The organism is Neisseria sp. Marseille-Q2251 (genome assembly GCF_940793045.1).
GTDB lineage: Bacteria > Pseudomonadota > Gammaproteobacteria > Burkholderiales > Neisseriaceae > Neisseria.
The window spans coordinates 1-18,359 of the sequence record NZ_CALNWV010000048.1; the positions used below are offsets into that span (position 1 = coordinate 1).

Genomic DNA, 18,359 nt, shown 5'->3' on the forward strand with positions numbered 1-18,359 from the left:
ACGTCGCTGCGGTTTGGCTGATGTTTTTGCATTGTTCGTAATAGTTTAAAGCTTTGTTTCTTAAGTCCGCAGAGTATGCCATGGTTAGACCTTAAAAGTTGAGTATTGTACTATTTTATTTTTAATTAACTATAATATGGGCGTTTGTTTTCAGACGACCTTTTGCTTTTCTATGTGCAAGGCTGTAAGGTTTGGGCATCCCCAACGTCTAATCATACAAACCGTCCACACAGGGAACATAGAGATGAAACCCCGTACTTTCTTTTCCCTTTGCGCCAAGTTCGGCTGCCTGTTTGCGCTGGGTGCCTGTTCGCCCAAAATCGCCGATGCCGAAGCCGCGACCGTGCCGCACACTTTGTCCACGTTAAAAACCGCGGACAACCGCCCCGCCAGTGTTTATTTGAAAAAAGACAAACCGACCCTGATTAAATTTTGGGCGAGCTGGTGCCCTTTGTGTCTGTCCGAACTGGGGCAGACCGAAAAATGGGCGCAGGACAAGCGCTTCAGCTCCGCTAACCTGATTACCGTCGCGTCCCCCGGTTTTCTGCACGAGAAAAAAGACGGCGACTTCCAGAAATGGTATGCCGGTTTGAACTATCCCAAGCTGCCCGTCGTCACCGACAACGGCGGCACCATCGCCCAAAGCCTGAACATCAGCGTTTACCCTTCGTGGGCGTTAATCGGTAAAGACGGCGACGTGCAGCGCATCGTCAAAGGCAGCATCAACGAAGCGCAGGCATTGGCGTTAATCCGCGATCCGAATGCCGATTTAGGTCGTCTGAAAAACGCGTTCTACAAACCCGACACACAGAAAAAGGATTCAAAAATCATGAACACGCGCACCATCTACCTCGCCGGCGGCTGCTTCTGGGGCTTGGAAGCCTATTTCCAACGCATAGACGGCGTGGTTGACGCCGTATCCGGCTACGCCAACGGCAAAACGAAAAATCCGAGCTACGAAGACGTGTCCTACCGCGACACGGGTCATGCCGAGACCGTCAAAGTCACCTACGATGCCGACAAACTCAGCCTCGATGACATCCTGCAATACTATTTCCGCGTCGTTGACCCGACCAGCCTCAACAAACAAGGCAACGACACCGGCACGCAATACCGCAGCGGCGTGTACTACACCGACCCCGCCGAAAAAGCCGTCATCGCCGCCGCCCTCAAACGCGAGCAGCAAAAATACAAACAGCCCCTCGTCGTCGAAAACGAGCCGCTGAAAAACTTCTACGACGCCGAGGAATACCATCAGGACTACCTGATTAAAAACCCCAACGGCTACTGCCACATCGACATCCGCAAAGCCGACGAACCGCTGCCGGGCAAAATCAAAGCCGCCCCGCAAGGCAAAGGCTTCGACGCGGCAACGTATAAAAAACCCAGCGATGCCGAACTCAAACGCATCCTGACCGAAGAGCAATACCAAGTGACCCAAAAAAGCGCAACCGAATACGCCTTCAGCCACGAATACGACCATCTGTTCAAACCTGGCATTTATGTGGACGTCGTCAGTGGCGAACCCCTGTTCAGTTCCGCCGACAAATTCGATTCCGGCTGCGGCTGGCCGAGCTTCACCCGCCCGATTAACGCCGCCGCCGTTACCGAACACGACGATTTCACTTACAACATGCGCCGCACCGAAGTCCGCAGCCATGCTGCCGATTCTCACTTGGGACACGTCTTCGCCGACGGCCCGCAAGACAAGGGCGGCCTGCGCTACTGCATCAACGGCGCGAGCCTGAAATTCATCCCGCTGGAACAAATGGATGCGGCAGGCTACGGCGCGTTGAAAAGCAAAGTGAAATAAAGATGCGATAGCACGAAAGGTCGTCTGAAAACGGCTGTTGCCATGAAGTGGGAACAGGTTTGATGAAACGGGTTATCGAAGGTAAAAGGTCGTCTGAAAAACAAAAATCAGTTTTCAGACGACCTTTTTACCGCCGCGATACCTTGTTTCTTCCTCCGACAGACGGAAACGCGGATGGCTGGCGAATACGGTTTGAAACGATAAAAGGGCGCATCATGCGCCCTTTTGTCTTGAATCCACGTCGTCTGAAACCCGACGACGAATCAGCCTTTAATCTTCTTCCCCTTCCTGCAAACCTTTATCCTGCAAAGTATCCTGCAAGGCGGATTCTTGGGCGGTTTCCACCAAATCGCGTTGCAGGCGTTTGGTGGTTTTCACGCCCAGCGCACGCAGTTTTTCGGCGCGGCTGACGAGGTTGCCGCGTCCTTGCGAGAGCTGTTTGAAGGCTTGTTGGAACTGGTTTTGCGCTTGGTCGATGTTTTTGCCGACGCCCTCAAGCGTTTGGACGAAGCCGGTGAATTTGTCGTAAAGCCTGCCGCCTTCTGCCGCGATGGCGAGGGCGTTTTGGTTTTGCTGTTCGTTGCGCCAGATGTGGGCGACGGTGCGCAGGGTGGCGAGCAGCGTACTCGGGCCGACCGGCATGATGCGCTTGTCGAAACATTCTTGGAACAGGGCGGCATCGTGTTGCAGGGCGAGCAGGTAGGCGGGTTCGACGGGGATGAACATAAACACGAAGTCCAGCGTGCGCACGCCTTCGAGGTCGGTATAGTCTTTTTGCGACAGGCTGCGGATGTGGGCGCGGATGCTGGCGACGTGGGCGGCGAGTTCGCGCTCGGCGGTTGCGGCGTCGGCGGCTTGGGTGTAGCGGACGTAGGCGGTCAGCGAGACTTTGGAATCGATGACGATTTGTTTGCCTTCGGGCAGGTTGACGAGGACGTCGGGCTGGAGGCGGCGCGCGCCGTCTTCTTCTTGGCGGACAGCGGCGGCTTGGACGGTGTATTCGCGCCCTTTTTGCAGGCCGGAATGTTCCAAAACGCTTTCTAAAATCATCTCGCCCCAGTTGCCTTGCGTTTTGTTTTGCGTGCCGGTGAGCGCGTCGGTGAGGGCTTTGGCGTCGCTGTGCAGTTGGGTGTTGAGGGTTTGCAGGCGTTTGAGTTCGTTTTCGAGGGTCAGCCGTTCGCGCGCTTCTTTTTCATAAGTTTGCTGAACCAGCTCGCTGAAACCGTGGATGCGTTCGTTGAGCGGAGTGAGCAGTTGGCTGAGATGGTCGCGGTTTTGCTCGGTGAAGCGGCGGCTTTTCTCTTCCAAAATGGTGTTGGCAAGGTTTTGGAACTGGTCGCCCAAGCTTTGACGGGCTTCGGTCAGCAGCTTGAGTTTTTCATTGGCGGCGAGGCGTTCCTGTTCGAGCTGGATATGGAGGCGTTCGTTGCGGACGTGCAGGTTGTGCGCGTTTTCCTGAAGCTCGGCGTAATCTTGTTTCAGACGACCTGCTTCCAGTTCGCGCTCTTGGAGGTAGCCGATTTGGCGTTCGGCGGCGGCGAAGCGGTTGCCCAATTCCTGCAACTCGCCCTGCAAATCTTGGACATGATAACGCGCATCGGCAAGCTCGGCGGCGGTTTGCGCCTGATTTTGTTCGGCAAATTCAAGATTCTGGCGGCACTCGGCAAGCGATTGCATCAGGGCAAACTGCTGCGTCTGCGCCTTGTTGCGGGCGAGCAGCCAAGTGATGAGCGCGCCGGACAAAAAGGCAAGCGCGGCGGTCAGAAGGAGCGGGACATTCATAGGTCGTCTGAAAACGGAAAAAAGCAAAAACGGCAATATAGCATGTTTGCAGAGCAAGCTCGCTGCGCGCTTGCATAGGATAGAGTGGAATGACTGATAAACGATGCCGAGCAGCGGGTCGCAGAATGCAGGGCGCAGCAGTGGAACAGAGCCAATTTTGTTGGGTCGTGAACAGAAGTACCGAAACAGAAAGCCTTTTCAGACGACCCTGCTAATCCATAAACACAAACAGGTCGTCTGAAAACATGAAAACAAGTTTTACACGTTTCGCTGCGCCCAAAAAGAGCTTTTACCGCCGACAGCTTGGAAAAACCGCCCCCTTTAAACAAAGCGGAACAATGCCGCAACGTCGGATGAGAGATTTATTTAATGAGCGATTTCACAAGAAAACAGCGGATTCAGGTTTGTCGGGCAGAGATTTTGGTTTCAGACGACCTGTTTTTGCCGAAAATAGATAGATAATTTTAAAAATGGCAATGGTGATTATAGCCTGAGACTAAAAACCAAAAAGCCAAGCGAAAAGTGTTGTTTTTTATCTAATTGAAAAATAAGAGGAAAATTAAAAATCTATCTAAAACGATGTAATTTAGCAACAGAAAATCCGAGAGCATCTATTCTAAAATAAACAATTTGTAATCGGCTTGTAACTAAGACATCGGTGTCATTCCGCAAGACATCGGTGTCATTTTCAAAAATAAAAATAATTTATCAAAATAATTACATTAAGGCATTTTTACCGCTTATTTCTTTACTAAAAAATGTATAATTTAGCGATTGAGGCGGTATCATGACTCCTGTCGATACGGCAGACACGCCGACGGCAAATGCAGATGTTATTAAATAACATTTTATGAGTATGAGAAAGGATTACCCGAAATGAAAAATTTGTTGACCTTAGCCGCAGCTTCTTTAATCGGTATGGCAGGCGTTACCGCTTCAGCCGCTATGGTTGCCCGCAATATCGAAACCGCTGCAAAAAAATAATTTGAAAACAAACGAAATATTTTAAACGCTTCCCAAACCCCACAAACAACCCTTCCCGCCCACGGCGGAGCGGCTTTCGGCTATCAACCGATTCCGGCATCAGATGCCGACACAAGCGCGAACCGCAGACCGCCAAATTCGGCGGCGGGAACAAAAGAAAGAGAGATTACCATGAAAAACTTAATCAAATTGGCAGCCGCCTCCCTGATTGGCATGTCCGGTCTGACCGCCAGCGCGACGACCGTCGCCAAAAACATCGCCGAAGCCGGCAAATAATAAGCCGACCCGACGATAACATCCGCAACACAAACACAAGAAAGAGACTCAAAATGAAAGAATTGATCAAACTCGCCGCCGCATCGCTGATCGGTATGTCCGGTCTTGCCGCCGGCGCAACCCACATCGCCGACAATATGCGTACCGCGATTAAAAAATAAGCTCGGGCTGTTTTAAATTCCCAAACTCTTGGAAGTCAAAGCAAAGGTCGTCTGAAAGTTGAACTGCACCCCAAAAGTTGGACACATACCCTCCAACCACCAAGGTGCAGTTTTTTTATGACCAAATATACATTACACTTTAAATACCAAGCCGTACTCCACTACCTGCACATACGCAGCCAACAGCGTACTGCAGATCACTACGGCATCTCCCGAACCCGCCTGCGGCGATGGATACGCGCCTATCAGGAAGGCGGCATCGGCGCACTCGAACATCCCCAATCCAAAACCATGACCCCACACCGCAAAAACCCCTTCATCGCCGACAAACCCGACCACGAAAAAACACAGGCAGAGCTTATCGAAGAGTTGTGCTATATGCGCGCAGAGGTCGCCTACCTAAAGGAGTTAAAAGCCCTCAGCCAAAAGCGGACCGAAAAGAACAAAGCCAAACCGTCCAAGCACTGAGGGCGCAACACCCGCTCAAATACCTGCTGCACATCGCAAACCTGCCCAAAAGCAGCTTTTACTACCACCATCAAGACCGACCCGACCCCGACGAAGCCGACAAAGCCCTCCTCGTCGAAACCTACCGGCGGCATAAAGGACGCTACGGGCAAAGGCGCATTGCCGCAGCATTGGGTTGGAACCGCAAAAAAGCGGCGCGGTTGATGAGGCAGTTGGAGCTGAAAGCCAAAATACGGGCGAAAAAAGCCTACCGCCATCCCGCCATGGGCGAGATATCGGAACACCTCCTCAAACGCCGGTTCAAAGCCCGAAAGCCCAACGAAAAATGGCTGACCGACGTGACCGAACTCAAAGGGAGCGACGGCAAACTGTACCTCTCGCCGATATTGGACCTGTTCAACCGCGAGATCGTCGCCTACGCCATGAGCCGCAATGCTAACAGCGAAATGGTGAAGGAAATGCTCGAAAAAGCTGCACCCCGTCTGACTGATAAGGGAACGATGCTGCATTCCGACCAAGGTGTGCTGTACCGTACGGCGGGATATAGGGAATTGCTTGCCCAACATTCCATGGTTCAAAGCATGTCGCGTAAGGCGAATTGTTGGGACAATGCGCCGATGGAAAGCTTCTTTGCGGTGTTGAAGACAGAGTGTTTCTATCGTGCAGGGGAATTGACGGTGGATGAATTGATGAAACAGATAGATGACTATATGGATTACTACAACCGGGAACGTTGCAGTTTGAAATTGAAAAAGCTGAGTCCTGTCGCATACAGAACCCAGCTTGCACAGAGCGCCTGAATAGGCTTTTATGAGTGTCCAAGATTTGGGGGCCAGTTCAAAGTTCAGACGACCTTTTTTGATTGGGCTGGTTTGCGCGATAAGGTTACATCTTAAAACGGCGCATCGTGCAGCCGCCGTATCGGAAAATTCGCTTCCCTTGTTATCCATCAGGAAAGCACGGTTTTGTGGACTTTATGCCCCACGCCCGAAAGCCGCTTCTTTCCATGCTTTTGCTATCGGGCGGAAGAAAAGACAAGCTTGTCCGTCATGTCGAAGAGGTCGTCTGAAAACATGGAAACGGATTTTCAGACGACCTCTTTGCATTGAATCGGGTGTTCAAGCAAAGGTTGAACCGGATAAAAAACCGACCGTCCGTTTTGCAGCGGATGGTCGGTTTTTATAGCAATGCCTTATGCCAATTCCAGCTGTTTTTCCAAGCTTTCCACCAGATTGTCGTCCAGTCCCAAGGCTTGCGACAGGCGGCTGAGGAAGACGATTTCTTTGCGCGACAAGTCTGCGCAGACCAATCGTGCCGCCAGATAGGTTTCTGCTGCCAATGCCTGATCGGTGCCGACGGCGGCGGCGAGTTCTTCTACGGTCGCCGGATTGTTGTATTCGGCGGCAAGCCATGCGGCGGTTTCGGGGTCTTCGCCGCTTTCACGGGCGATGATTTGTTTTTCGGTTTCGTCAATCAGACCGTCCGAAGCCGCTGCGGCAATCATGGTGCGCAAAATCACGCGGCTGTGGTCTTCGGCGAGCAGTCCGGCAGGCTCAAACGCGCCTTGCGGCACGGCTTCCTGTTGTTGGTTTTTCTGCCAATTTTGATAACCCTGATACGCCAGATAACCCAAAGCCGCCACGGAGCCGACTTTGACCAGCGATTTGGCGGTTTTTTTCTTTATCAGCATGGACGCCAGTCCGCCGACCAAAGCGCCGCCGCCAAAAGAATTGAGCGGGCTTTTGGATGCGGATTTGCCGCTTTTTTGAACGGTTCCCAAGATTTGATTGAGCAGGTTGTTGAAGTTCATAATGGTCCCCTCATGGTGGTCGGTTTGGGTCTGAAATGGATGCTCGGGGTCGTCTGAAATCGGGATGGGTGTTTCAGACGACCTGTTCGCACAAGGCTCTTAACCGCGTACCCGTTCGATTTTCGCGCCGACTTGACCGAGTTTTTTCTCGATGTGTTCGTAGCCGCGGTCGAGGTGGTAGATGCGTTCAACGATGGTTTCGCCGCCTGCGACCAAGCCTGCCATGACGAGGCTGGCGGAGGCACGCAGGTCGGTTGCCATGACGACGGCGCCGGAGAGTTTTTCCACACCTTTGACGAAGGCGGTGTTGCCTTCGGTGGTGATGTTCGCGCCCATGCGGTTGAGTTCGGGAACGTGCATGAAGCGGTTTTCAAAGATGGTTTCGACGACGCGGCTGTCGCCTTCGGCAACGGCGTTCATCGCCATAAACTGCGCCTGCATGTCGGTCGGGAAGCCGGGGTGGACGACGGTGCGGATGTCCACGGCTTTGGGACGCTGCTGCATGTCGATGGAAATCCAGTCGTCGCCCGCTTCGATGATGGCGCCGGCTTCGACGAGTTTGTCCAAAACGACTTCCATGGTTTTGGGGGCGGCTTTGCGCAGGACGACTTTGCCGCCGGTCATGGCGACGGCGCAAAGGAAGGTGCCAGCTTCGATGCGGTCAGGCACGACGCTGTGTTCGCAGCCGTGCAACTCTTTCACGCCTTCGACGGTCATGGCGGAAGTACCGATGCCGCTGATTTTTGCGCCCATTTTGACGAGGCATTCCGCCAAATCGACAACTTCGGGTTCGATGGCGCAGTTTTCCAAAATGGTCGTGCCTTCGGCGAGGGTTGCCGCCATCAGCAGGTTTTCCGTGCCGCCGACGGTAACGACGTCCATGACGACGCGCGTGCCTTTCAGACGACCTTTGGCTTTGACGTAGCCGTGTTCGATGGTGATTTCCGCCCCCATGGTTTCGAGGCCTTTGAGGTGCTGGTCGACGGGGCGCGAACCGATGGCGCAGCCGCCGGGCAGGCTGACTTGGGCTTCGCCGAAACGCGCCAGCGTCGGGCCGAGCACGAGGATGGAGGCGCGCATGGTTTTCACCAGTTCGTAGGGGGCGCAGGTGTTGTTGACGGTGCCGCCGTTGATTTCGAATTCGTGAACGTTGTCGGTCAAAACGCGTGCGCCCATGCCTTGCAGCAGTTTTTGGGTGGTTTTGACGTCGGCGAGCATGGGTACGTTTTTCAGGCGCAGGGTGCCGGAGGTCAAGAGTCCGGCACACATCAGCGGTAGGGCGGCGTTTTTCGCGCCGGATACGATGATTTCGCCGTTGAGCGGGCCGTTGGCGGTGATTTTGAGTTTGTCCACAGTGTTTCTTTCGTTGTTAAGACAAGTCCCGACGGCGCTGCCGGCAGGACGGGATTCGTTTAGATTCGGAATTATAAGGGATTTTGACGGTTTTTGCGGGCGGGCGGGGAGAATTCTTCCGAAGGGCGTTTACGGGGTATGAATGGTCGGAAGGGTCGTCTGAAAAAAGGTTGGGCGTAGCTTCGCTGATGTCTGTTCGGACTTCGTTGAAACTGCGCTTTCAGACGACCTTTTTGCCGTGTGGCGAAGTGAAACCGCGGTACAGCCCAAGCCTTGCCCGACAGACCGTATCCGTCGGACAAGGATGGACAAAGGCATTATTCGGCACCGACGACGACAATGTGCAAATCTTCAGGTTTGACGCGGCGCTGCCAAGCGTCTTTGACTTGCTCGACGGTCAGTTTGCCGATGGCTTTGGGGTAGGCTTCGAGATAGTCGTTGGGCAGGTTGTGGTGGCCGATGATGCTGAGGTATTTCACCAGTTTGGCGTTGGAATCGAAACGCAGGGGGAAGCTGCCAATGATGTTGGCTTTGGCTTGTGCCAATTCTTCTTCGGTCGGGCCTTCTTCGATGAATTGTTTGATGACCGCCTGAGCCTGTACGAGCGAATCTTTGGTGTTTTTCTTCTGAGTGGAATAGCCGATGGTGAACATACCTGCTTCGGTCGCCGGTTCGAGGGTGCTGTGTACGCCGTAGGTGTAGCCGTGACGGTCGCGCAAGACTTTCATCAGACGGCTGTCGAAGCCGCCGCCGCCGAGGATGTAGTTGCCCGCCACCAATGCGTAATAGTCGGGATCGTGGCGTTTGATCAGCGGCATACCGAGCAAGACTTGCGCCTGTTCGCCGGCAAACGGGATGTCGCGGCGTTGTGCCGGCTGTTGTTGAACCGCTGGGACGTTTTTAGCAGCGCTGCTGCGTTCGGGCAGGCCGTTCAACACGTTTTTCACAAGCTGGTCGGCTTGTTTGCGGTTGATGTCGCCGACGATGGCGACGATGGCGTTGTCTTTGCCGTAACGGCTGCGGTGGAACGCGCGGATGTCGTCAAGGTTGACTTTGCGGATGCTCTCCGCAGTGATGTTGGCGCCGCTGCCGTATGGGTGGTCGGGATAGGCAAGTTTGGTCAGGGCGCGTCCGGCGGTGAAGTCGGGGGTGGTTTCCTGTTGCTGGAGGGCGGTCACCGCCTCTTTTTGACGGCGGTCGAACACGGCGGGGTCAAAACGGGGGTGCGTCAGGGATTGGTTGAGCAGTCCGGCGGCTTTTTTGAGCGTTTCGGGGCGGCTCAGGCTGCGCAGGACGGCGGCGGAGCTTTCTTGACCGCTGCTGCTGCCGATTTGGGCGGCAATATCGTCGGCGGCGGCATTAAAGGCTTCTTCGTCCAGCTTTTCCGTGCCGTCGGTCAGCAGGGCGGCGGTAAATTCCGCTACTTCGCTTTTGCCTTCGGGGTTGAACACACTGCCCGCGCCTTTGAAGTTGACCTGCATATCGACGATGGGGTTGTCGTGTTGCTCGACCAACAGAACTTCTGTGCCGTTGCCGGTGGTCCAGCGTTGGATGTCCACGCCTGCCTGTGCGGCGGTGGAGAAGGCAAGGGCTAATATGAGGGGAAGGGATTTCATCGGATATTCCTTTGCGGTTGAACCGGGTTGTCGGGGCGGAAGGGCGGTTTGGTGCCGTATTCCGCCGCGTTCCGAGTCATTCGCCACTTCGGGCGGGGTCGGTTCGGAGGTCGTCTGAAAACGGGAAAAGCGGTTTCAGACGACTCCTTTGGTCGGTTTATTTAGGTTGAGGCTTGTTTGCCGCCTGAACAATCGGGTGGTACAGGATTTTCGGGTCGGGCATCACGACCACGGTCGCCAAACGGTCGTCCGTCAGCAGCTGCGCGGCTGCCTGCACATCTTCGACGCTGACCGCTTTTAGGCGGCGGCGGATTTCCGCTTCGTCGCTGTATTGGAAGCCGCGTGCTTCCAGCCGTCCGAACATCGAGGCTTGCGCTTCCATAGAATCGCGCTCGTAGATTTCAGACGCTTCCGACTGCGCTTTGATGCGGTTCAGCTCTTCGTCGCTGACGCCGTTTTCGGCGATGTCTTTCAATTCGCGGCGCAATTCGGCGATGACGGCATCGACTTCAAAGTCGTCGGTCGGCATGGCGAAAATGCTGAACAACGGCATTTCACGGCTGATCAAATCGTAATTCGCGCCCGCACTCAAAGCCATCTGTTTGCCGCGTATCAGGTTTTTATCCAAACGGCTGGACGAGTTGCCCGACAAGATTTCCGACAAGACATCCAGCGCATAAGGCAGTTTGTCGTCCAGACTTTCCAGTCCGGGAACGCGGTAGTTCAAGGTGACCAAAGGCTGGCGCGTCACCATCGAGGTCGTCTGAAAATTCACAGGATCGCGTTTGAACGGCTCGCCGGTCAGCATATTGCGGTCGGGCTGCTGTTTGGCGGGAATGCTGCCGAACAAATCCGCCGCCGTTTTCAGTGTTTTCTTGGCATCGACATCGCCGACAATCACCAAAACGGCGTTGTTCGGCGCGTAATATTGCTGATACCAGTCGCGCAGGTCATCGGCTTTGAGCGTGTGTAAATCATTCATATAACCGATGACCGCGGCTTTCATCGAAGGCAGCGTAAAGCTGTTCAGATACACTTGTTCCCACAGCTTGCCGTCCGCCGTATCTTCCGTGCGTTGGCGGCGTTCTTCGCGGATAACGTTCATTTCATTGAGAAATTCTTCATCGCTGAAATTGAGGTTGTGCATGCGGTCGGCTTCGAGCTTCAACACTTCGGGCAGGTTTTCCGCCGCGACATTCTCGTAATAAACCGTCTCGCTGCGGTTGGTATAGGCATTGTTCTGTCCGCCCAAAGCGGCGACGCGGCGGCTGAATTCGCCTGATGGTACTGCCTGCGTGCCTTTAAACATCATGTGTTCCAAGGCGTGGCTCAAACCGCTTTTACCCAGTTTTTCGTCCACGCTGCCGACTTTATACCAAAGCTGCGACACGGCAACCGGCGCGCGGCGGTCTTCTTTCACAATAATCTTCAACCCGTTGGGCAAGGTTTGCGACACAGTCTGCGCCAGTGTGAGTACGGGCGCGGACAAAGCAAATATCAGGGCAAGATGGCGTAAGCTGTTCAATCTGGATTCCTCTCAGTCGGTCTGGCGCAGAGCAGTCTCTGCTTGAGTGCAAAATATGCCGGAGAAACTTCAAATCAGACAAGACGCGGCAACGCCGTATCGCTTTGAAGTCAATCCTTTTATAGAACGTTGCAATGATAAACAGTTCCCATACGCGTAAACAAAAAGGTCGTCTGAAAATCAAAGATTGGGTTTCAGACGACCCCTGCGTCACAAGATGGGGGTGAAATTCAACCGGATTGGTCGTTTCCCTCCAATACCAATTCCATCACCGACACCGTCTCGCCGTTGTGCAGACAGGTCGCGATTTCACACCAGCCGTATTTCTCGTAAACCGACTGTACGTCAGGCGTGTAAAGGTAAAGCTTTGGCAGGCGCATTTGGCGGGCGGCGGCGAGGCAGTGTTCAATCAACAGACTGCCCACGCCCGATCCCCTGTGTTCCGGCAAAACGAACACATCGCCCAGCCAATATTCGTATTGGGGAAACTCTTCCATATCGTGCCGTTTGAGCGCGGCAGAACCCAGCAGCGCGCCGCCCTTTCCGATGGCGGCAAACGCCAGCGGCAAGTTTTCACCGTTCAGGCATTCGGCGTAATAGGCGCGGATTTTGTCCATAGACGACCACGGCGCAAAATCGTGCCATTGCCGATAAAGCGCACGGGCGAGCGGTTCGACGTGTTCGGGGCGTAAAAGCGTGATGTTCATAAAAGGCATAATACGCCCGCGCCTTCCGCCTGAAAATGCCCCCTTTCTGCCGACACGTTTCAGACGACCCCCGCTTAAATCAAAATGCGGTTTCCCTGTTCGGCCTCAAACCTTTGCCATATGCCGTTTGACAAGTGTTTCAGATTCGGCTAAAACCAAAATATGTTTGGCATCGTAAACTCCTGTAAATCCGAATAAAACCTTTGGATACGGGCGTTTCCGCCAAACCCGCAGGGTGCGGCAGGCAATCCTTAGGCACGCACCCACTCTAAGAAAAATATTGAAAATGCCGGTGGAGGTGGGCAGGTTTCCGCCGGGGCAGTACGTCTGCCAAACCTCTGCCAACAGGAGAACTTTAATATGTCTGACAACCATTCCGCCCATAAGGAAAAAACCTTCTTCGGGCATCCCATCCAGCTTTCTACCCTGTTCCACATCGAATTGTGGGAACGTTTCTCGTTTTACGGGATGCAGGGTATCTTAATGATCTATCTCTATTACGCTGCCAATAAAGGCGGTTTGGGCATAAACGAGTCGCTCGCCGGCGGCATCGTTGGCGCATACGGCGGCAGCGTTTATTTGTCGACAATACTCGGCGCGTGGCTTGCCGACCGGATTTGGGGCGCGGAGAGAACGCTGTTTATTTCCGGCATCGTGGTCATGCTCGGACACATCGTTTTGGCAATCGCACCGGGTCTGTACGGGCTCTTGTGCGGCTTGGTACTCATCGCACTGGGCAGCGGCGGCGTGAAATCGTCGGCAAGCTCAATGGTCGGCTCGCTTTATGAAGCAGATCACATGAAGCCGCTGCGCGATGCCGGTTTTTCGATTTTCTATATCTCCATCAACATCGGCGGCTTTTTAGGCCCGCTCCTGACAGGCTTGCTGCAAACGAAGATGGGTTTCCACTACGGCTTCGGCGCGGCGGCAGTCGGTATGGCTTTCGGGCTGTGGCGTTACTCTGTGGGGCGCAAACTTCTGCCGCATACGCCTGCGCCCAATCCGCTGCGTCCTGAAAAAGTGAAAACCGCGGTGGCAGTCGCCGTGTTGATTGTCTTGGTTATCGGCAGCCTGATTGCCTCGGGCGCGCTCAATTTGGACAACTTCTCCAAATTCCTGCTCGGCACGGTCATTCTTACCGTCATTGCCTATTTCGCGCGTCTGCTCGGCAGCAGCCATGTGTCGTCTGAAAACAAACGCCACATCATTGCCTATATCCCGCTGTTTCTGACCATCTGCCTGTTTTGGTCGGTCTGGTTCCAAGTCTATACCGTGGCGACGGTGTATTTTGACAAAACGGTTGACCGCACCCTATTCGGCTGGACTGTCCCCGTCGCATGGAAAGACTCGATCCAAAGTATGTGGGTCGTCCTCTTCTCCGGCGTGATGGCGGCGATTTGGACGAAAATGGGCAAATATCAGCCGAAAACCCCGTTTAAATTCGTGTTGGCGATGATTGTTGTCGGCATATCCTATCTTGGATTCGTACCGTATATTTCATCAGAGACACCCATGCCGATTATTGTGTTCGCGCTGATCTTGCTCGCCATCACCATAGGCGAACTGATGATCTCGCCGATTGCACTTTCTATCGCCACCAAAATCGCCCCGCCCATGTTCAAAACCCAAATGGTCGCGCTCAACTTCTTGGGCTTTTCGTTGGGCTTCACTTTGGGCGGCGTGTTGTTCAAAGAAGGATTCGATAAGAAAGCCCCGCTGGATTTCTACTGGATGCTTTGCGGCATAGGCGTAATCACCGGTTTGGTATTATTGCTACTCGTACCTATTTTGAATAAAATGCTCAAAGGCGCGGATTAAATACTGATTCGTTAAGAAGGTCGTCTGAAATGCCGTTTCAGACGACCTATTTTTAAGGACTTTGAACCCATGAAACCCAATACCTTCCTAATGCTCCTCCTGCTTGCCGGAGCAGCCCATGCCAACGACAGCATGGGTACAGTCAGCACAAGCGGCATCAAATATCTGAAAAATCCGCATATCGATATGCAGAGCGAAGATTTGTACATCAGCGAAAAACAAATCCGCGTACATTACCAGTTTAAAAACACCTCCTCACAAGACCTTACCGAAACCGTCCTTTTCCCTTTGCCGATTGTCCCTGCTTTCACCGATTCCGACTTTGCCGACACCAAAGGCTTGGTTGACAGCTTCCGAATTTACGCCGACGGCAAACCTGTCCGCCCGCAAGCCCACGTCCGTGCCTATTTTGAACGGAGTAATGGCTCGCTGGTGGACGTGACCGCCGACTTGAAAAAATGCGGTTTGACCGATCAGGAACTGATGCACCCTTGGACGCAAAAGCAAGACGGTGAAAAAATCGGCAGCAAAATCAGAGCCTGCCGCTCCGCCAAAGTCCAATCCATGCTGCCCAAGCAGCCGGATGAACTGTCCTATTGGTCGTCGCAGATTATTTACAGCTGGAAGCAAACCTTCAAAGCCGGCAGCGTCACCGAAATTAAACACCAATATACCCCGCTGGTCGGCGGCAGCTTCCTGCCTTCGCTGAAAGCCAAAGACAGCAAAGCATTTATAGACGCTTACTGCATGGATGAAAACTTCCTCAACAACTTTAAAAATGTGAAAGAAGAAAAGGTCTATCACCATTTGGGCTATATCCTGACCACAGGTGCCAACTGGGCAAAACCCATCGGTAAATTCACCCTGACCATAGACCGCGAGCCCAATACCGTGCTGTCGCTCTGCTGGGACAAATCCCTGCGCAAAGTCGGGCCGAACCGCTTCCAAGCAGTCAAAGAAAATTTCCTGCCGAAAAAAGACTTGGACATTATTTTCGTTTACGAAAAACCCTAAGCGGCATACATATAGTGGATTAACTAAATCAGGACAAGGCGAGGCAACGCCGTACCGGTTTAAAGTTAATCCACTATAAAAGGTCGTCTGAAACCTTGTTTTAGGGTTTCAGACGACCTTTTGCTACAATAAGGCTTTTCCGTTTTGCAAGGCATTCCCATGAGCAAATCCGCCGTTTCCCCGATGATGCAGCAGTATCTCGCCATCAAATCGCAGCACGCCGACAAGCTGGTGTTTTACCGCATGGGCGATTTTTACGAGCTGTTTTTGGATGACGCGGTGGAAGCGGCGAAGCTGTTGGACATCACCCTGACCACGCGCGGGCAGATGGACAGCGTGCCGATTAAGATGGCGGGCGTGCCGTTTCACGCGGCGGAGCAGTATCTGGCGCGGCTGGTGAAGATGGGCAAAAGCGTGGCGGTGTGCGAGCAGGTGGGCGAAGTCGGCGCGGGCAAAGGGCCGGTGGAGCGCAAAGTCGTGCGCATCGTTACGCCCGGCACGCTGACCGACGCGGCATTTTTGGAAGACAAGGAAACCAACCGCATCGCGGCGGTGAACGCGGATAAAAAACACATCGCCATCGCGTGGGCATCTTTGCAAAGCGGCGAATTCAAAACCAAGCTGACGACGGCGGACAAACTTGCCGACGAGCTGGCGCGTTTGCAGGCGGCGGAAATCCTGTTGCCCGAAGGCAAAAGCCTGCCTAATGGTTTTCAGACGACCTCTGCCAACATCACTCGCCTGAACTCATGGCAGTTTGCCGCCGACGCGGGCGCAAAGTTGTTGACCGAATACTTCGGCTGCCAAGACCTGCACGGCTTCGGTTTGGACGGCAAAGAACACGAAGCCGCCGTCGGCGCGGCGGGCGCGCTGTTGAACTACATCCGCCTGACGCAAAACCTGATGCCGCAACACTTAGACGGCATTTCGCTCGAAACCGACAGCCAATATATCGGCATGGACGCCGCCACACGCCGCAATCTCGAAATCACGCAAACCCTCTCCGGCAAAAAATCGCCGACCCTGTTTTCCATACTCGACGGCTGCGCCACCCACATGGGCAGCCGCCTCTTGGCACTCTGGCTGCACCACCCCTTACGCAGCCGCGCCCACATCCGCGCCCGCCAAGAAGCCGTTGCCGCGCTGGGTTCGCAATACGAAACCCTGCAAGGCCGTCTGAAAAACATCGCGGACATCGAACGCATCGCCGCTCGCATCGCCGTCGGCAACGCCCGCCCGCGCGACCTCGCCGCCCTGCGCGACAGCCTGTTTGCCCTGTCCGAAATCGAACTGTCCGCCGAGGGCAGCAGTCTCTTAGAAACCCTCAAAGCCGTTTTCCCCGAAACCCTGCCTGTCGCCGAAACCCTTAAAGCCGCCGTGATGCCCGAACCCGCCGTCTGGCTTAAAGACGGCGGCGTCATCAACCAAGGCTATTCGGCAGAACTCGACGAGTTGCGCCACATCCAAAACCACGGCGACGAATTCCTGCTCGACCTCGAAGCGCGCGAACGCGAACGCACCGGCCTCTCCACCCTCAAAGTCGAGTTCAACCGCGTCCACGGCTTCTACATCGAGCTATCCAAAGTTCAAGCCGAACAAGCCCCCGCCGACTACCAACGCCGCCAGACCCTCAAAAACGCCGAACGCTTCATCACCCCCGAACTCAAAACCTTCGAAGACAAAGTCCTGACCGCGCAAGAGCAGGCATTGGCATTGGAAAAACGCCTGTTTGAAGCCCTCCTCAAAGACATTCAGACGATCCTTCCCCAGCTTCAAAAAGCCGCCAAAGCCGCCGCTGCGCTGGACGTACTCTCCACCTTCGCCGCCACCGCCGCCGAACGCGGCTTCGTCTGTCCAGAGTTCGCCGACTACCCCGTCATCCATATCGAAAACGGCCGCCATCCCGTCGTCGAGCAACAAGTGCGCCACTTCACCGCCAACCACACCCGCCTCGACCACAAACACCGCCTCATGCTCCTGACCGGCCCCAACATGGGCGGCAAATCCACCTACATGCGCCAAGTCGCCCACATCGTCCTCATGGCGCACACCGGCAGCTTCGTCCCCGCCGATGCCGCCCAAATCGGACCCATCGACCAAATCTTCACCCGCATCGGCGCCTCCGACGACCTCGCCTCCAACCGCTCCACCTTCATGGTCGAAATGAGCGAAACCGCCTACATCCTCCACCACGCCACCGACCAATCCCTCGTCCTCATGGACGAAGTCGGACGCGGCACCTCCACCTTCGACGGCCTCGCCCTTGCGCACGCCATCGCCGAACACCTGCTGCAAAAAAACAAATCCTTCAGCCTCTTCGCCACCCACTATTTCGAACTGACCAAACTGCCCGAAGCCCACGCAACGGCAGTCAACATGCACCTCTCCGCACTCGAACAAGGACAAGACATCGTCTTCCTCCACCACATCGAACCCGGCCCCGCCAGCAAAAGCTACGGCATCGCCGTCGCCAAACTCGCCGGCCTGCCCAACCGCGCCCTCAAAGCCGCCCAAAAACATCTGGACGAACTCGAAGCCCAAGCCGCCGCCGTCCGTCCGCAGTTGGACATCTTCAGCACCCTGTCGTCTGAAAACGAATACAGCGGATTTAGCCAAGACGAAACAGCGGACGAATCCCAAACTGCCGCAAGCCAAGAAACCCACCCCGCCCACCACGCACTCGCCGAAGCCCTAAACCAACTCCGCCCCGACGACCTCACCCCCCGCGAAGCCCTAGACGCACTGTACCTCCTCAAACAGATTGTTGAAGGTGTTGAAGGCGGGGAATAAACGCGTTGGTTTATATAAAACAAGGTCGTCTGAAAAATTTCAGACGACCTTTTTAACGGCAAGTTCACAGACAAAGCCCACGCTACTTGAGTTATCCCAAGCCAGCTTTCATTGCATATAGTCAATTAAAAATAAAATAGTACAATACTCAACTTTTAAGGTCTAACCATGGCATACTCTGCGGACTTAAGAAACAAAGCTTTAAACTATTACGAACAATGCAAAAACATCAGCCAAACCGC

13 protein-coding genes are annotated in these 18,359 nt (G+C 54.3%); 7 read left to right on the forward strand and 6 right to left on the reverse strand.

Annotated elements, in window-relative coordinates; translation table 11 throughout:
* Window positions 1–244 precede the first annotated feature (244 nt).
* Window positions 245–1,813: a bifunctional peptide-methionine (S)-S-oxide reductase MsrA/peptide-methionine (R)-S-oxide reductase MsrB gene (msrAB, locus tag AAG834_RS12060; protein WP_342032261.1), complete on the forward strand. Its 1,569-nt coding sequence runs from the start codon at window positions 245–247 to the stop codon at window positions 1,811–1,813.
* 270 nt (window positions 1,814–2,083) lie between these two features.
* Here the strand turns inward: msrAB and rmuC are convergent, their stop codons facing one another.
* Entirely contained in the window at window positions 2,084–3,595 is a 1,512-nt protein-coding gene (gene rmuC, locus AAG834_RS12065) for a DNA recombination protein RmuC (protein WP_342032262.1), read from the reverse strand.
* A gap of 1,538 nt (window positions 3,596–5,133) precedes the next feature.
* Between rmuC and AAG834_RS12070 the strand changes: the two genes are divergently transcribed.
* The 3 genes from AAG834_RS12070 (at window position 5,134) to AAG834_RS12080 (ending at window position 6,593) form a co-directional block, all read left to right on the forward strand.
* On the forward strand, window positions 5,134–5,484 hold the full coding sequence (locus AAG834_RS12070) for a helix-turn-helix domain-containing protein (RefSeq protein ID WP_342032263.1): 351 nt from the start codon (window positions 5,134–5,136) through the stop codon (window positions 5,482–5,484).
* Window positions 5,388–6,284, forward strand: coding sequence for an IS3 family transposase (locus AAG834_RS12075; protein ID WP_342032264.1), 897 nt, complete (start codon window positions 5,388–5,390; stop codon window positions 6,282–6,284). The genes AAG834_RS12070 and AAG834_RS12075 overlap by 97 nt, the downstream gene beginning before the upstream one ends.
* Window positions 6,285–6,449: 165 nt before the next feature.
* The gene (locus AAG834_RS12080) at window positions 6,450–6,593 is read left to right on the forward strand and encodes a hypothetical protein (RefSeq protein ID WP_342032265.1); all 144 of its coding nucleotides are present in this window, start codon (window positions 6,450–6,452) and stop codon (window positions 6,591–6,593) included.
* Between the two features lie 83 nt (window positions 6,594–6,676).
* On the opposite strand, the gene AAG834_RS12085 is transcribed toward AAG834_RS12080, so the two are convergent.
* The 5 genes from AAG834_RS12085 to AAG834_RS12105 all read right to left on the reverse strand — a co-directional run bounded on the left by AAG834_RS12085 (window position 6,677) and on the right by AAG834_RS12105 (window position 12,504).
* Entirely contained in the window at window positions 6,677–7,294 is a 618-nt protein-coding gene (locus tag AAG834_RS12085) for a tellurite resistance TerB family protein (protein ID WP_342032266.1), read from the reverse strand.
* A gap of 99 nt (window positions 7,295–7,393) precedes the next feature.
* Window positions 7,394–8,647, reverse strand: a complete 1,254-nt coding sequence (murA, locus tag AAG834_RS12090; protein ID WP_342032267.1) for a UDP-N-acetylglucosamine 1-carboxyvinyltransferase — start codon at window positions 8,645–8,647, stop codon at window positions 7,394–7,396.
* Window positions 8,648–8,964: 317 nt separating this feature from the next.
* Entirely contained in the window at window positions 8,965–10,263 is a 1,299-nt protein-coding gene (locus AAG834_RS12095) for a M16 family metallopeptidase (protein ID WP_342032268.1), read from the reverse strand.
* A gap of 157 nt (window positions 10,264–10,420) precedes the next feature.
* Window positions 10,421–11,788, reverse strand: a complete 1,368-nt coding sequence (locus tag AAG834_RS12100; protein ID WP_342032269.1) for a M16 family metallopeptidase — start codon at window positions 11,786–11,788, stop codon at window positions 10,421–10,423.
* Window positions 11,789–12,018: 230 nt separating this feature from the next.
* On the reverse strand, window positions 12,019–12,504 hold the full coding sequence (locus AAG834_RS12105; protein WP_342032270.1) for a GNAT family N-acetyltransferase: 486 nt from the start codon (window positions 12,502–12,504) through the stop codon (window positions 12,019–12,021).
* 351 nt (window positions 12,505–12,855) lie between these two features.
* On the opposite strand from AAG834_RS12105, the gene AAG834_RS12110 reads away from it, so the two are divergent.
* From AAG834_RS12110 to mutS, 3 genes are all read left to right on the forward strand, one after another.
* Window positions 12,856–14,313: an oligopeptide:H+ symporter gene (locus tag AAG834_RS12110; RefSeq protein ID WP_342032271.1), complete on the forward strand. Its 1,458-nt coding sequence runs from the start codon at window positions 12,856–12,858 to the stop codon at window positions 14,311–14,313.
* A gap of 69 nt (window positions 14,314–14,382) precedes the next feature.
* On the forward strand, window positions 14,383–15,327 hold the full coding sequence (locus AAG834_RS12115; RefSeq protein WP_342032272.1) for a DUF4424 family protein: 945 nt from the start codon (window positions 14,383–14,385) through the stop codon (window positions 15,325–15,327).
* Window positions 15,328–15,486: 159 nt separating this feature from the next.
* Window positions 15,487–18,117: a DNA mismatch repair protein MutS gene (mutS, locus tag AAG834_RS12120; RefSeq protein ID WP_342032273.1), complete on the forward strand. Its 2,631-nt coding sequence runs from the start codon at window positions 15,487–15,489 to the stop codon at window positions 18,115–18,117.
* The last annotated feature ends 242 nt before the right edge of the window (window positions 18,118–18,359 follow it).